Raw genomic sequence first — 15,721 nt, forward strand, 5'->3', positions numbered from 1 at the left:
CGACTCGGAAAAATTCATATACTCAACAGGCGTATTATTAATTTTTAGAGCGCAAGCCAAAACTTCGCCATCATCTGAAACCATTGTAGAGAATCTTTTTCTTACATTTAACTGCGCCGTGCTCGGAGTTATTTTTCCTACTGAAAATTCGGGTTCTATTATAGGGGGAGGATTTGTTGATGATAGGACATTAATTTCTGTTATATCTCCTGTGCTTACATTTCCGGCCTCATCCCAGCATCGTCCGTAAACAGAAATCTGATACGGCGTAGGCGTTATTATGCTTATTTCAGTTAGCACGACATTTTCTGCGACAGCATAACAAACAAGACAAGGCGCTTTAGAAAAATTTGTTGTCTCGAATTCATAAAAGCTTGTTGAATTTGGTGTTTTTACCATGATTTTGCAACCGGCAACTCTTTTATTGTCAGAAACAGGAAACGATAATTCTATTGGCACATTTATATAAATATTTGTTTGCGGTATTTTGCCGACAACAGGCGGTAGCTCATCCCCTTCTATAACGCCAATTGGTATGCAGCTATAATTAGAGTCGAATGTGCCTAAATCAGAATTTGAATCATCGCAATCTTTTTTCGGTCCGCATGAAGCAGGACAAGTTGACGGTTTTTCTTCAGAAATTCCCCAATTACAGTAATTGTCATTATCTTTGTCAACACAATTTATTTCAATAGTTGGATTATCAGCGATTTTTATTGGAATTCCTATAGAATGTATTTCTGCTCCTGTAAAGCTTGTTCTTAGATAACCCTGTTCTCCATGATTTTCCCCCCAACTATTCTTGTAAATCCATATAGGTGCAGTAGTAGGATTATCGGGATCAGTTTCATAGCCGACTAAAGCCATAGCGTGCCCCATATATGGAATACTCACAGACAGTGGGCCGTTTTCTATTAATTTTCGTTTTATAATATCTGCGTTATTGAGCATATCTTCTCGCTCTCCATAGTCGCTGGTAACCAGATAATCCTCCCAATTTCCGCATTTATTCTCGCAAGGCAGATCCTTTGCAGAATAAAGAAAACAACGCTCTTGCGTTATACCAAATGCTTCAAAATAATTCATTGAGGAGATTGTGTGAGATTGCGTTGACCCGAGATTGCAGCCATCATAATTCGGGTATAAGCAAGAGAGAACATCTTGTTCAGATAAGTCAATATTTATATGTTTGTTAAAATAGAGATTGGTAAGCCCCTCTATCGCAGCAGTAGTAGCGAATATCCAACAACTACCACATTCCCCTTGACTTTTTATTGTCGTCATCCAATTTTCCCCATGCCTGTCTCTCCAATCAAAGGAGCTCGGCAGAGCAGATGCGGATGCGGATGCAGATTTTGGCGAGGCATTGGCTCCTGCCATTTCAAAAATTCCTCCTGTGTAGTATTCAATTCCTTGAGTGTTTGGGGTTTCGTTGTTGGTCCCCTCGACTGATATGAATAAATGCTTTTTTTGTTCATAAGAATATCCAGATACAGATGTTTTTCCTGCTGTCCATTTCATCCCGCTATTCTCTATATATTGATTAATCTTGGCGATTTTTATATCCTCTTGAACAGGGCCCAATGCTTCTCTGTATGTCTGCATACCCATTGTCTGCACCCGAGCATTCATGGCTGTTCTATCTTCTATCATAAAGAGCTTGTCAATATGGATTTCTGCGCCCAATACTTCCACATCAACTTTTTTAGGCACAATCCCATTTAAAACACATGTCTCTTCACAAGTATTTTCAAAAGAAAAAGAACCTGAATCAAAAGGTCCGCTTGCCTCGTATATCAAATATTCTTTTCCTTGAGCATCTGTAAGTATTATTCGAGCATAACCCTCTGTTTTGTTTAGAGTAATATTACCAGAAACAGCCATTGAATAAATGGGTTTGACAGCAGATGCGGCTGATGCCTGATTGGCAACAAGGAAACATCCGCAGAACAAAGCGAGGGTTAAAAATTTTGCTTTTTTAGACACAATTTAATTTAAAATAAATTATCAATCTACGGAAAAGTTATAACAGTTGCGGGGCCAGAAAAGGTTTGCGCGATTGGTATTATTATGGGCATAGCAGCTGGGGCCATTGGTGGGATAAAAGCAGTGGCTGTGGGTAGAGCAACAACCGGAGCTGGTGGTAGTGCTGGAGTGGACCCAGGGACATGGCAGTTTATATTAAAGGTTCCGCTGGTCCACCAGCTCTCGTATTCTCCCCTTATTGGGTCAGCCAGATTAATTGATTGGAGGAGCATACCAACAAGGAAAAATGCGCCGTAGATTATTACAATGCCGATTAATGTGGTTGTGATTATTGTTCTTGCTTTTGATATCTTGCCAGGGTCCCCAGCAGCCATCATAAACATTCCTCCGCCGATAATCAGCATTAGAAGAGCCAGAGGCGGAGTTATATTGAAGAATACAAATTCAAGGACAACTTCAATAAGTACAAAGAAATGGCAGAGAGTACATGGGGCGCTTTCCACTATGGTAGTATTGGGGTCATCTTCTCTTTGACCGCAAGGAACAATTCCAGCTGCTGATGCTTGACTAACAAACACAAAAAGACCGAGAAACAACCCTATTATTAAAATTTTCGTGGCTTTGTTCATGGTTTTATTTTTTATTTTTTATCCTTAATTTTTATAGCCCGCCTCCGCCCACGACTCCGTCGGGGCTGCGGCGGATATAAGAACAAGTAAATTCGCCTTGCTCATTAACTTATTCTAATATGCCCCCGGAAGGATTCGAACCCTCAAACCTTCGCGTCCGAAGCGCGACGCTCTATCCAATTGAGCCACGGGGGCTTTATTTAATTCTATATTACCAATTGAAAAAGAGCAAGAATTAAGTTAGAATTGGGGAACATGAATATTCCCATAGAAGTAAAGAAAATAGTCAGCATACTTGAAAACAAGGATTTTCAGGCATTTGTTGTTGGCGGGTGCGTAAGGGATTTATTATTAGGAATTGAGCCGAATGATTGGGATGTTACCACCAATGCTAATCCAAAGGAATTAGAAAAAATATTTCCTAAAAGTTTTAATGTAAATAAGTTTGGCACAGTAACTGTCTTAACAGCCAGCAAAAAAGATAATTTAAAAGAGATAGAAATAACCACATTTAGAACAGAGGAAAAATATACAGACAAAAGGCATCCGGATAAGGTTAAATGGGCAAAAACGATTGAGCAGGATTTAGGGAGAAGGGACTTCACTGTCAATGCTATCGCATTGAAAATCCCAAATCCCAAATCTCGGACAAATTCAAAATTCAAAATTCAAAATTCAAAATTCATATTGATTGACCCTTTCAATGGGCAGAAGGATTTGGAGGATAAATTGATTCGGGCAGTTGGCAAGCCAGAAGAGAGATTTCAAGAAGATGCTCTGCGCTTGATGAGGGCAATTCGTTTTGCCACTGTTTTGGATTTTAATATTGAAAAACAAACCCTTTCAGCGATTAAGAAAAATACTGGTCTTTTGGAGTTTATTTCCAAAGAACGAATTAGAGATGAATTTTTGAAGATAGTAATGTCTGATAATCCAGCCAAAGGCGTAGAGCTTTTAAGAGAAACAGGACTTTTGAAATATATTGTCCCGGAATTATTAGAAGGATATCAGGTTGGACAGAACAAACATCATATATATGAAGTGTATGAGCATGGCATTAGGTCTTTGCAATTCGGGGCAAAAGAAAATTTTAATAAATATGTCCGTATAGCCGCGCTTTTCCACGATATCGGAAAACCAAGAGCTAAAGAGGGACAAGGCGCTGATTCAACTTTTTATAACCATGAAGTAATCGGAGCTAAAATGACTGCCAAGATTTTGGAACGGTTGAAGTTTCCCAAGAAAGACATTGAAAAGATAGTAAGATTAGTTAGGTATCATCTTTTTTATTACAATGTCGGCGAAGTGCAGGAATCTTCAGTGAGGCGATTGTTGGCAAAAGTCGGACCAGAAAATTTTGAGGAATTGGTGCAATTAAGAACATGTGATAGGATTGGGTCTGGATGTCCCAAGGCAATGCCATACAAGTTGAGGCATTTTCAATATGTTGCGGAAAGATTAGCGCTCTCTCCGATTGACACAACTACGCTAAAAGTAGGCGGAGATGATATTATGGAAATTTTGAAAATAGAACCAGGACAGAAAATCGGAAAAATTCTTGCTGTTTTATTAGGGGAAGTTTTAGATGAGCCGAAGAATAACAAAAAAACTTATTTAAAGAAGCGGATTAAAGGAATGGGCGGTCTTAGTGAAAAGGAATTAGAACAATTGGCGAAAGGGGCTAAAGAGAAACGGGAAGAAATTGTGACAAAGCGGGATGAAATGACAAAAAAGAAATACTGGGTCTCTTGAATCAGGGCGTGGTCTAGCAGCTAAGACGCCGCTTTCGGGAAGCGGAAATCGAGAGTGCGATTCTCTCCGCCCTGACAAGGAGTTATTATTTAATTATTTTATTCAATATGAGGAATTTTTTTGAAAAAACATCATGGCCTTTTCCAGGGTTTAAAAATGAGACAGCAGAGTTTGGAAAAGCAAAAGCAGGTATTTTTGTTTGCCAAGAATGCAACGCTGTTTTTTGGAAAAAATCTTGGCGACACGGATTGGAGGGAGTCCTGGAAGCAGAGAAACAAAACATTAAATCCGTGTTTTGCCCTGCTTGCCAGATGATTAAAAACAATCGCTATGAAGGAGAGATTATAATAGAGAATATTCAGGAAGAAAAAAAACAAGAAATAGAGAATTTAATCAGCAATTTTTCAGAGATTGCTTTTAAAAAAGACCCCATGGACAGGATTATTTCCATCCAGACAGTTGCCAAGGGAATGTTGAGGGTTTTGACCACAGAAAACCAAATGGCTCAGCAGTTGGCAAAGAAAATCAAAAAAACATTCAAAGGCAGAGTTTCCTTTATGTTTTCTAAACGAGAATCAACACTTCGAGCAAGAATAATCCTTCAACAAAACAAGGGCCTGTAGTTTAATGGCAGAATATCTCATTCGCATTGAGGTGATGGCGGTTCGACTCCGCCCAGGTCCACTACTTCGCTCCTCGCTTATATTTGAAGTTGTACTGTGAAAGATTATAAACATTTAATAATTAAAATAAAATAATGTCTTTTCTCAAACGAAATTTTTTATTGTTTGTAGTATTTATTACAGGAGCAGCGGTTTTGGTAGTTGAAGTTGTGGCAATTCGGATTTTGGCTCCCTATTTTGGAAACACCATATTCAGCGTTTCCAGCATATTGGGCGTGATATTGGCCGCCCTTAGCGTGGGATATTATATAGGAGGGACATTGGCTGATAAGCACCCTTCCTTAAAATGGTTTTTCGGGATAATTTTAGCAAGCGGGATAAGTATTTTTATTCTTCAGTTTCTTATAATGTTCGTTCTGCCCTTTCTTAGCAGAAGCTTTTCAATCATTTACGGCCCCTTGGTTTCTTCTATTGTTTTATTTTTTATACCTAGTTTTTTATTGGGAACCCTTTCCCCCTTCGCTATAAAACTGCAAGAAGCGCTTTCTCCAAATGTAGGCATAGGCACGATATCGGGCAAGATTTTCTTTTGGTCAACATTTGGGAGCATATTCGGCAGTTTGTTTTCCGGATTTGTTCTTATTCCTAATTTCGGGCTTTGGCAAATAATGGTTGGCACAGGTCTGGTTTTGGTATTTATGAGCATTTTTGCCCTGATTGTTCTTAATATTAAAAAAGGGATTATTTTTGGTGTTATTTTCTCTGTTTTTGTTATGTTTTTAATGATTGCCCTTTTCCAATCTTTTTATTTCAAAGAAAATGTTGTTTATGCCAAGGATGGGATTTATGGGAAAATTATTATAATGGACGTGATTTATGAAAATAGGCCTGCGCGGCTTTTTATACAAGACCGTAGTTTGTGGGGAGGAGTATTTTTAGATTCAGAGGACCATGCTTTTGAATATAGCAAATATTATTCTTTATATAGAATTACAAATCCAGAGATGAAGAGAGCGCTTGTTATTGGCGGCGGCATTTATACAATCCCAAAATCTATTGCGCAGGAGTTGCCGAACGCAATAGTTGATGTTGTAGAGATAGAACCGTCATTTTTTGATTTAGCAAAAGAATTCTTTGGGCTAAAGGATTATGCTAATTTAAATAACTTTATACAAGATGGCAGAAGATTTCTTGCAGATTCAGAAAATAAATATGACTTAATATATGGAGACGCTTATTCCTCTCTTTTTTCGGTGCCTTCCCATCTTACGACAATAGAATTTTTTGAAGTAGTACGCGATAAGCTTAATAATGATGGGATATTCATTGCAAATATTATCGGAAATTTGAATCCCGCGCCTCTATCATTATTGTTCTCTGAAATGAAAACCTTTAGAACCGTTTTCCCTAATAGTTATTTTTTCGCAGTTGATTCAAAAGAAAAGATTAAAGCGCAGAACATTATCTTTGTAGGGTATAAGGGCGATGATAAGATAGATTTTTTAGATGAAAGAATAGCAGGAAAATTAGCTCCGTTGATAGTTGATTTAGATAAAAAAATGATTGACACAGATAAAATAGATTTTTCTCGCTATATGGAATTGACTGATAATTTTTGTCCTGTTGATTATTTAACTGCTCAAACTCTAAAAAATCAAAAGTTTTAGGAACGAAATAATATTAGTTAAATCATTGCCCTGCGATATTTAACTATTGACATTGGCTTAACCTTTGTATATACTTTAGGCATAGAGGCCCGTTTGCGCTGTCTGCAAAAGCTCGGCCTGCTAATGAGTTAATATTAAATATCGAATTATGAAAACAGTTATTAACATCAAAACCAATAGCGAGATAAAAGAAGCTGCCCAGGAAACCGCTAAAGAATTGGGGTTATCCTTGAGCACAGTTATAAACGCCTATTTAAGGCAGTTTGTGAGGGATAAAGAAGCATACTTTGGCGTTGCGCCTAAAATGTTGCCAGAGCTGGAGAATCTTTTGGGCAGTATAGAATTTGATATTCAGAGAAACAAAAATGTTTCTCGCAGTTTTTCTTCCAAACAAGAACTTAAAAAACATTTTTCTTCCTCATGAAAATTCGTTTTCACAAGAATTTTGAGAAACAATACAAGAAATTAAAGAAAAAAGAACAAGAAAAAGTTCAGCAAAGATTAGAATTATTTTTGGAAAATCCATTTCATTCTCAACTCAACAATCATCCCTTAAAAGGAAAATATACTGATTACCGAAGCATAGACATAACAGGCGACCTAAGAGCAATTTATAAGTTTGTTAACGAGAATGAATGCATTTTTGTTATTATAGACAGCCACAGCAACTTGTATTTTTGAAAAATAGTTCTATGCCAGGTAGTATTGGCGCGTCGATCGCATTGGCAGATATCATAAACAAGCTAAAAAATAATAATTTTTTATGTTTAAATCTTTTGTAATATTAATTTTATTATTTTGTTTATTTTTGGTAGCGGTGACAATATTTGTATTTTTTTTAAACAATAGAAAAGACATGAGGATAAATGAGGTTTGTTTTGGAGATAAATGTTTTGAGGTTGAAGTGGCAGAGACAGCGGAACAACGAACCAAAGGGCTGATGGGGCGTTCGGACTTGCCGGAAAATAAGGGAATGCTTTTTGTTTTCCAAGAGCAGGGAGGCCACGGATTTTGGATGAAGAATATGATGATTCCGATTGATATTGTTTGGATGGACAAGGATTTAAAGATTACTCATATTGAACACAATGTCATGCCTTGCGATTCAGACCCCTGCCCTGTTTATAAGCCGAATCTGTTATCGCAATATGTTTTAGAAATAAAAGCAGGACTTGCCCAGGAATTAGATATAAAAATAGGCGATAGTTTTTATTTCAAAAACAATAATGCCGAACTCTAAAGAAATTGGGGAGATTGGGGAAGAGATTGCAAGAAGGTATTTAGAAGAGAAAGGATACAAGATTTTGACCAAAAACTTTTTTAAAACAGCTAATGGGTTAAAAATCGGAGAAATAGATATTGTGGCCCAAAAACAAGGGGTCATTATTTTTTTTGAAGTGAAAACATTGTCCAATGGAACAAGATTTGCGCCTGAATCAAAAATTAATTTTCAGAAGCAAGGCAAAATATCCAAAATTGCCCAAATTTGGCTTGATGAAAACAGCGTTCCGCAGGAATCGTTGTGGCAAATAGACGCTCTGGCAATTGTTTTGGATTTTTGTTCCCGCAAAGCGAGAATAAGCCATTTTCAGAATATTTGAGCCATTATTGGGCAGATATTCTTGACATAAATATCTGATTTGTTATTATATGGAAAGAAGGTCCAAGAAGTTGGGCCCTTTTTTCTGAAATCAATTTTATAAGCGAGGCACAATCAACGAGTCCGGGCCTCACAACGAGACCCGGCCTCGTTGATAACATCTTGAAACAAGATATCCTCGTTTCCTATGTTTACAATTTAAAATTTTTAACCAAAAACTATGGAAGATATAAAAGCTCTCGCATCATCTATATCCCAAATTGCGGAAGAAAAAGGAATTTCTTCGGATATTGTGATTGATGTTATAGAGCAGGCCCTGTCTGCTGCTTATAAAAAAGACAATGACAGGAAAGGAGAGAATATCAGGGCAAAAATGGATATGCAAACTGGCAAAGTAAAATTTTGGCAGGTTTTTGAAGTTGTTGACGAGGATATGATTTATTCAGAAGAAGAATTGGAAGAGCTTAAGCTTAAAGCCGAAGAGACCGGAGACGCAGAAGAGGGACTGGAAAAAATAGGAGAAGCAGACAATGAAGAAAAGAAAGTCAGGTTTAATCCCAAGAAACATATAATGATAGAGGAGGCGAAAAAAACAGAGTCAAAAATCCAGATTAACGAAGAGTTTTTAGTTCCGCTTAAGGCGGATACTGATTATGGCAGAATCGCAGCCCAAACCGCTAAACAGGTTATTCTGCAACGGCTTAAAGAAGCGGAAAGGAATGCTATTTTAGAAGAATACAAATCAAAGGAAGGAGAGGTTGTTTCCGGGGTAGTCCAGAGGATAGAGGGCCCAAATGTTTTCTTTGACATTGGCAAGACATTGGGTGTTTTAATTCCTGCTGAACAAATCTCTGGTGAAAATTATTTTATTGGTCAGCGATTGCGTCTTTATTTGCGAAGCGTTGAGGCAACCCCAAAAGGACCAACCATTATCTTGTCTCGGGCTTATCCGAAGTTTATTTCAAAATTATTTGAGATAGAAGTGCCAGAGGCGTCCTCTGGTCAAGTAGAAATTAAAAGCATAGCCAGAGAGCCGGGATTTCGCACCAAGGTTGCTGTAGCTACGAATGAAGAAGGAATTGACCCTATTGGCGCAATGGTCGGGCAAAGAGGAACAAGGGTCATGGCAGTGATTAATAGTTTGTCTGGGGAAAAGATTGATATTATTTTATGGTCTGAAAATCCAGAACAATTTATTAGCAATGCTTTGTCTCCAGCAAAAGTGATGGAAGTAAAAGTAGAGGAAAAAGGCAAGGCAACTGTGATTGTTGCTGAAGACCAGCTTTCATTGGCCATTGGCAAGGGAGGTCAAAATGTTCGCTTGGCTGCCCGACTCACTGGTTGGAAAATAGATATTCAGGTTGAGGGAGGCGATAAACCCATAGAACCAGAAAAATCAGAGGAAGCAATAATAGAATCGCCAGAACCAGAAGAAGCAGGAGTAGAAGAAAAACCAAAGGGAGAGAAACCAAAAAACGAGAAGCCGAAAACCAAAACAAAAAAGCCAAAAACAAAAAAAGAAAAATCAGAAAAAACCGAAAAAGAAAACAACTAATTATTAATTAACATTTCCAATATGAACTTGATATATATTCCTCTTATTGTATCTGTTATAGATATTCTATTTGTTCTTTTATGGATTCGCCTTTTGAAAAAATTGAGTTCTGGCGAAGCAGGTCTTCAAAAAATAGCTGATGCCATAAGAGAAGGAGCCAAGGCTTTTCTTAAAAGAGAATTCAAGGCAATGATAATTGTTTTTCTTTTAGTGGCAATTGCTTTGGGGATTTTAAATAAAAGCATCTTGCCTCCCATTGTCTTATTAATAGGTGCATTTATCTCAAGCTTAGCCGGTTATATCGGAATGATGGTTTCAACTTTGGCTAATATAAGAACAACAGTTTCAGCCCAAAAAAGTTTTCCAGAATCATTTAAGACCGCTATTTGGGGTGGGCAGGTTATGGGCTTTTTGGTTGTAGGATTAGGACTTTTGGGCGTTGTTATACTCTGGATGGCTTTTCAAAATGTGGATTTGCTAATAAACTATGCGCTCGGAGCGTCTTTAGTCGCTCTATTTATGAGAGTAGGTGGAGGAATATTCACAAAAAGCGCTGATGTTGGAGCTGATTTGGTTGGAAAAGTGGAAAAAGGGATTCCAGAAGATGACCCAAGAAATCCTGCTGTTATAGCAGACCAGGTTGGAGATAATGTGGGAGATATTGCTGGTATGGGCGCAGACCTTTTTGAATCATATGTTTCTACTATTATTGCAGCAATGGTTATCGGCACAGCTGTCTTTGGCGCAAAAGGAATGATTGCTCCCCTATTTTTGGCAGGAATCGGAATTATTAGTTCTCTTTTGGGAACATTTTTTGTGCGCGTTTCTAAAGACGCGTCACAGGAAGAATTTTCTAAACAAACAGAAAGCGTTAGAAAGGCAATGGAGAGAGGCGTGCTTGTGGCTAATGTTTTAATGATTGTAGGTTCATATTTTCTGATAAAATCTCTATTTAATAGTATCGGTCTGTTTTGGGCAATATTGTTTGGCTTGCTCGCTGGTTGGATTATAGGAAAGACGAGCGAATATTTTTCTTCTGAAAAAAAGAGGCCAACTCTTGATATTGCAGAAGCAGGAAATAGCGGCGCTTCAAATGTAATTATAGAAGGGCTTATTGTTGGAATGAAAAGTACGGTTGTTCCAGTTCTTGCGGTTAGCGCAACAATAGTGCTGTCCTATCATTTTGCCGGGCTTTATGGTATTGCCTTAGCATCGCTTGGTATTCTTGGTGTCTTGGGTATTAATCTTTCTACTGATTGCTATGGGCCTATTGCTGATAATGCAGCAGGGATTGCTGAAATGGGCGGATTGGGAAAAGAAGTCAGGCAAAGAGTGGAAGCTCTTGATGCAGTTGGAAATAGCACAGCTGCAATAGGAAAAGGATTTGCCATAGGGTCTGCTGCTTTGGCTGCCTTGGCTTGGTTGGCAACTTATGCGCAAAAAATCAATGTGGTTTCAATTAATATGTTGGAGCCAAAACTTTTGGCAGGATTGTTTATTGGGGCAATGTTGCCATTTCTCTTTTCTGCCTTAACAATGAAAGGAGTGAGCAGGGGTGCATTGGAAATAGTGAAAGAAGTAAGACGGCAATTTAGAGAATTGCCTGGATTAATTGAAGGAACAGCAAAAGCTGATTATCGCACTTGTGTTGATTTGGCGACAAAAAGAGCTATCAGAGAGATGATAGTTCCCGGAATATTAGTGGTTCTCACTCCGATTTTAGTTGGCCTGATTTTGGGTAAAGAAGCAGTGGCAGGCACTTTAGTCGGCGCTTTAACCAGTGGATTTTTAGTTGCCTTGTTTATGGCAAATTCAGGAGCTGCATGGGACAATGCCAAGAAATATATTGAAGCAGGCAATCTTGGGGGCAAGGGCTCTGACGCGCACAAGGCAGCGGTTGTAGGAGATACAGTTGGAGACCCGTTCAAAGACACTGCTGGACCTTCGTTAAATATCTTAATCAAACTAATCAGCGTAGTTGCTCTTATATCATTAGCATTATTTTCTTAAAAGCAATGGAAATATCTATAAAAGAAATTAGCGGGACGAAAAGAGAAATATCTGTTAGCGTTCCATATAATGAATTTGATAAGTTTGTCCAGAAAGCGACTGATGGGCTTGTCAAAGGAGTAGAAATTAAGGGATTCCGCAAGGGCCAGGCGCCAAAGGACTTGGCAATTAAAAATATTAAACAAGAAGATATTTTACAGCAGGCAGTTAGTTCGGCGATAAAAGAAATTTATCCTGAAATAGTAAAAGAGAATAAGCTGGAAGTGATAGGCCCTCCGGAAATTGAAGTATTAAAATTAGCTCCAGCCAATCCTCTTGAATTAAAAATTAAGGTCTCGGTGATGCCAGAAATTGTTTTGCCTGATTACAAAAAGATAGCCAAAGGCGTCAAACCGGAAGAGTTAATTGTAAGCAACGAAGAAGTGGACCAGGCGTTTAAACAATTACAGGAAGCAAGAGAAAAGATACCGCAAGAGCAGAGAGATAAAATTAATTTTGATAAACCAGAAGAGCTTAAAAAGATATTAAGGCAGGAAATCCAGAAAGAAAAAGAAACAATAAGAAAAGAAAAACTGCGAAATGATATTCTTAAGTTAATCTCGGAGAAATGCGATTTTGAAGTTCCGGAAATTTTGATTTCCGCGGAGAGAAGAAGAATGATGGATGATATCAAGAGGAATGTCCAAGAAGCATTGAAAATTTCGTTTGAAGATTATTTGAAAAAAATCCAAAAAACAGAAAAAGAATTAGAGGACTCGTTAACTGTTGATGTTAAGGAAAGAATCAAGAGAATTATGATTTTAGGGCGGATACAAGTAAAAGAGAATATTGAAGCCAGCGAAGAAGAATTAGAAAAGGAAATTAAAGGATTTCTTGACCATCCTGTTAATGTGAAAATCAAAGACCAGATTGACCAAACAGCGTTAAGAACTTATCTTAAAGAACGGATAGAAGACGAGAAAGCCCTTCAATTACTTGAGGGACTAGTCAATAATCAATAATCAATAGTCAATAGTCAATAATTATTAATTATTTAAACTTATGAATATTATACCAACAGTCATAGAAAAATCAGGGCAAAGAGAACGGGTTTATGATATTTATTCCCGGCTCTTAGAAGACAGAATAATTTTTTTAGCAGGGCCATTAACAGATATTGGCGCAAACTCAATAATCGCCCAGATGCTTTTTTTGGCAAGCAAGAACCCGAAAAAAGACATTAAGTTATACATTAATAGTCCTGGTGGTTCTGTAACAGCTGGATTAGCTATTTACGATACAATGCAATACATTAATTGCGAGATTTCAACGGTTTGCGTTGGCCTGGCTGCTTCTATGGCAGCGGTCTTATTGGCTTCTGGCGAGAAGAATAAAAGATTCGCTTTGCCAAACAGCGAAATTTTACTGCACCAAGTGGCAGGAGGTGTGAGCGGAGAGGCAGCGGCAATAGAAATCACTGCTAAACAGATTATTAAAATAAGGGATAAGATAAGCAAGATTCTTGCCAAACACACAGGACAGCCCTTGAAAACAATCAGCGTTGACACAGACAGAGATTTTTATTTGTCTGCGCAGGAGGCAAAGAATTATGGACTCATTGACACTGTTATAGAGACAAAAAAGTCGTAATCAATGGAATTCCTTTACAGATAAGCGTTTTATTGCTATCATCAACGAGAAATATAATTTAATCTTTCGGGAACCCCCGCCTTTAGGCGGATAGGACTCCCGGAAGATGAGGATTCCAAAGGGGTGCCCCCTTTGGTCGCAGGGCAGGAGCAGAAAGGTCCTGCCCGAGAAATATAATTTAACTGGAATTTGGTGATTAATATTAAAAAATGATTTGCCAGTTTTCCAACACACAATATGAACCAACTTACCCTACTGATAGTGGGCCTTGTTGGCGCTGTGATAGGAGCGATTTTGGGGTATCTTACGCGTCAATCAATTGCGAAAAAACAATTAGGCAGCATAGAGTTAAAGATTCAAAACAAAATAACTCAAGCCAAGAAAGACGCTGATACTGTTCTATCTCAGTCAGAAAACAAGGCATCTGAAATAATAAAAAAAGCAAGGACAGAAGAAGAGTTGCGGAAAAGAGAACTTTTAAAAACAGAAAGATTTATTTTGCAGAGAGAAACCGCTTTGCAAACCAAAATTACTGATTTAGATGAAAAAGAAAAGCTGATTTATCGGAAAGCGGATGAGATTAAAGAATTAAAGGAAAAATTACAAGAGCTGATAGACCAGGAAATCGGTAAGCTGGAAAGTATTGCCCATCTTGAAAGAGATGATGCGAAAAAAGAGCTTTTAGAAAGAATAGAAAAAGAAGCGCAAAAGGAAATGCTTGAAAGAATGATGCGCTTAGAAAGAGATGGTAGTGAAAAATTAAAAGAAAGAGCTAAAGAAATAGTTGCTTTGGCAATCCAAAGGTGTGCCCTGCCACAAGCGCAGGATACTACAACCACGACAGTCAATCTTCCTTCTGATAAAATCAAGGGCCGGATTATCGGAAAAGAAGGGAGGAATATAAAGGCATTTGAGAAAGCAACAGGGGTAGAAGTTGTTGTTGATGAAACGCCGGAAGCGATAACCATTTCAGGATTTAATCCTTATAGGCGCTATATTGCCAAAAGGGCCATGGAACGACTGATAGAAGACGGCAGAATACAGCCAGCCAGAATAGAAGAAATAGTTGCCAGAGTGGAAGAAGAAGTGGTAGAACAAGTAAAGCAGGCTGGAGATACAGCGGTCTATGAAACAGGAATACTGGACTTAGACCCGAAATTAGTGGAATTATTAGGACGGCTTCGTTTCAGAACAAGCTTTGGCCAAAATGTCTTGTTGCACTCTGTAGAGGTTTCTCTTTTAAGCGGGATGTTGGCTGAAGAAATCGGCGCAGATGTGAGAGTTGCCAGAAAGGCAGGCCTTTTGCACGATATCGGCAAAGCAATGGACCATCAGGTTCAGGGCTCGCATACTGATATTGGCATCAAGATTTTGGAAAAATTCGGGATAGAAAAAGAAGTGATTACTGCGATGAAATCGCATCACGAAGAATACCCCTACGAAACAGTTGAATCGCACATTGTGCAGGCAGCTGACCAAATTTCCGGAGCCAGGCCTGGAGCGAGAAAGGACACGCTTGAAAATTATCTTAAGCGATTGGGCGATTTGGAGAATATTGCTAATAGCTTTGAAGGAGTAGAAAAATCATACGCTATTCAAGCAGGCAGAGAATTAAGAGTTTTTGTTAAACCAGATGAGATTGATGATTTGGCAGGCCAGCGATTGGCGCGGGATATTGCCAAAAGGATATCAGAGGAGTTAAAATATCCAGGAGAGATAAAAGTAGTGCTTATCAGAGAGAAAAGGATTACAGAATACGCCAAATAATCCTTAATAAAAGTCATCAAATTAAAGGTCGAGTTTAAAAGATTAATAAAATCAAAAAAATGACAAAACAAGATTTAGTTGATGCTTTAGCTCAAAAGACAGGCGTTTCCAAGGCAGCGGCCAGCGAATGTTTAAATGTTATATTAGATGAGATTGGCAAGGCCTTAGTAAAAGGTCAGGATGTTGTTTTGACTGGTTTCGGCAAGTTCTTGGTCGGAAAGAGAAAGGCAAGGACAGGCAGGAATCCACAGACAGGCGCAGCTATCAAAATCGCAGCTGCCAAAGTTCCAAGATTTAAGGCAGGAAAGGCCTTAAAGGACTTAGTCAGATAGATTTTTTCCTCAAACCAAAAATCCGCTGAACAGCGGATTTTTGGTTTAGTTTGGATCGGAGCAAGAGAGTAGCGCCGTTCTCGCCCCAGCCGCGCCTTCGGCGCGGTGAGCAGGCGGACAAAAATTTCTTCCCCCCAACCCCCTTCCTTTTTGCCCGCCTGCTGGAAACCC

15 protein-coding genes and 3 tRNA genes are annotated in these 15,721 nt (G+C 38.5%); 15 read left to right on the plus strand and 3 right to left on the minus strand.

Annotated elements, in window-relative coordinates; translation table 11 throughout:
• From KJ562_00200 to KJ562_00210, 3 genes are all read right to left on the minus strand, one after another.
• The coding region (locus KJ562_00200; protein ID MBU3964150.1) for a C1 family peptidase at nucleotides 1-1,986 on the minus strand (1,986 nt) is incomplete at its 3' end.
• 26 nt (nucleotides 1,987-2,012) lie between these two features.
• Nucleotides 2,013-2,615, minus strand: a complete 603-nt coding sequence (locus tag KJ562_00205; protein ID MBU3964151.1) for a hypothetical protein — start codon at nucleotides 2,613-2,615, stop codon at nucleotides 2,013-2,015.
• A gap of 120 nt (nucleotides 2,616-2,735) precedes the next feature.
• Nucleotides 2,736-2,810, minus strand: a tRNA-Arg gene (locus KJ562_00210).
• Between the two features lie 60 nt (nucleotides 2,811-2,870).
• On the opposite strand from KJ562_00210, the gene KJ562_00215 reads away from it, so the two are divergent.
• From KJ562_00215 to KJ562_00285, 15 genes are all read left to right on the plus strand, one after another.
• Nucleotides 2,871-4,367, plus strand: coding sequence for an HD domain-containing protein (locus tag KJ562_00215; GenBank protein MBU3964152.1), 1,497 nt, complete (start codon nucleotides 2,871-2,873; stop codon nucleotides 4,365-4,367).
• Between the two features lie 2 nt (nucleotides 4,368-4,369).
• Nucleotides 4,370-4,442 (plus strand) — tRNA-Pro (locus KJ562_00220).
• A 32-nt stretch (nucleotides 4,443-4,474) separates the two neighbouring features.
• Nucleotides 4,475-4,990, plus strand: coding sequence for a hypothetical protein (locus tag KJ562_00225; protein ID MBU3964153.1), 516 nt, complete (start codon nucleotides 4,475-4,477; stop codon nucleotides 4,988-4,990).
• A tRNA-Ala gene (locus KJ562_00230) sits at nucleotides 4,981-5,051 on the plus strand. The genes KJ562_00225 and KJ562_00230 overlap by 10 nt, the downstream gene beginning before the upstream one ends.
• Before the next feature lie 73 nt (nucleotides 5,052-5,124).
• Entirely contained in the window at nucleotides 5,125-6,657 is a 1,533-nt protein-coding gene (locus KJ562_00235) for a fused MFS/spermidine synthase (GenBank protein MBU3964154.1), read from the plus strand.
• Between the two features lie 148 nt (nucleotides 6,658-6,805).
• Nucleotides 6,806-7,081, plus strand: a complete 276-nt coding sequence (locus KJ562_00240) for a type II toxin-antitoxin system RelB/DinJ family antitoxin (protein MBU3964155.1) — start codon at nucleotides 6,806-6,808, stop codon at nucleotides 7,079-7,081.
• The gene (locus KJ562_00245) at nucleotides 7,078-7,338 is read left to right on the plus strand and encodes a type II toxin-antitoxin system mRNA interferase toxin, RelE/StbE family (GenBank protein MBU3964156.1); all 261 of its coding nucleotides are present in this window, start codon (nucleotides 7,078-7,080) and stop codon (nucleotides 7,336-7,338) included. Before KJ562_00240 ends, KJ562_00245 begins: the two co-directional genes overlap by 4 nt.
• Nucleotides 7,339-7,420: 82 nt before the next feature.
• Nucleotides 7,421-7,897 (plus strand): DUF192 domain-containing protein, encoded by a 477-nt coding sequence (locus tag KJ562_00250; GenBank protein MBU3964157.1) that lies wholly within the window; start codon nucleotides 7,421-7,423, stop codon nucleotides 7,895-7,897.
• On the plus strand, nucleotides 7,884-8,258 hold the full coding sequence (locus KJ562_00255) for a YraN family protein (GenBank protein MBU3964158.1): 375 nt from the start codon (nucleotides 7,884-7,886) through the stop codon (nucleotides 8,256-8,258). The genes KJ562_00250 and KJ562_00255 overlap by 14 nt, the downstream gene beginning before the upstream one ends.
• Before the next feature lie 219 nt (nucleotides 8,259-8,477).
• The gene (gene nusA, locus KJ562_00260) at nucleotides 8,478-9,812 is read left to right on the plus strand and encodes a transcription termination factor NusA (GenBank protein ID MBU3964159.1); all 1,335 of its coding nucleotides are present in this window, start codon (nucleotides 8,478-8,480) and stop codon (nucleotides 9,810-9,812) included.
• Between the two features lie 21 nt (nucleotides 9,813-9,833).
• Entirely contained in the window at nucleotides 9,834-11,822 is a 1,989-nt protein-coding gene (locus KJ562_00265; protein MBU3964160.1) for a sodium-translocating pyrophosphatase, read from the plus strand.
• 5 nt (nucleotides 11,823-11,827) lie between these two features.
• The gene (locus tag KJ562_00270; protein MBU3964161.1) at nucleotides 11,828-12,823 is read left to right on the plus strand and encodes a hypothetical protein; all 996 of its coding nucleotides are present in this window, start codon (nucleotides 11,828-11,830) and stop codon (nucleotides 12,821-12,823) included.
• 40 nt (nucleotides 12,824-12,863) lie between these two features.
• Nucleotides 12,864-13,451 (plus strand): ATP-dependent Clp protease proteolytic subunit, encoded by a 588-nt coding sequence (locus tag KJ562_00275; protein ID MBU3964162.1) that lies wholly within the window; start codon nucleotides 12,864-12,866, stop codon nucleotides 13,449-13,451.
• Nucleotides 13,452-13,688: 237 nt separating this feature from the next.
• Complete coding sequence (gene rny, locus KJ562_00280) at nucleotides 13,689-15,218, plus strand: ribonuclease Y (protein ID MBU3964163.1); 1,530 nt, start codon at nucleotides 13,689-13,691, stop codon at nucleotides 15,216-15,218.
• A gap of 59 nt (nucleotides 15,219-15,277) precedes the next feature.
• On the plus strand, nucleotides 15,278-15,550 hold the full coding sequence (locus KJ562_00285; protein MBU3964164.1) for an HU family DNA-binding protein: 273 nt from the start codon (nucleotides 15,278-15,280) through the stop codon (nucleotides 15,548-15,550).
• The last annotated feature ends 171 nt before the right edge of the window (nucleotides 15,551-15,721 follow it).

The sequence above is a fragment of the Patescibacteria group bacterium genome (genome assembly GCA_018900835.1).
GTDB lineage: Bacteria > Patescibacteriota > Minisyncoccia > Minisyncoccales > PEYH01 > PEYH01.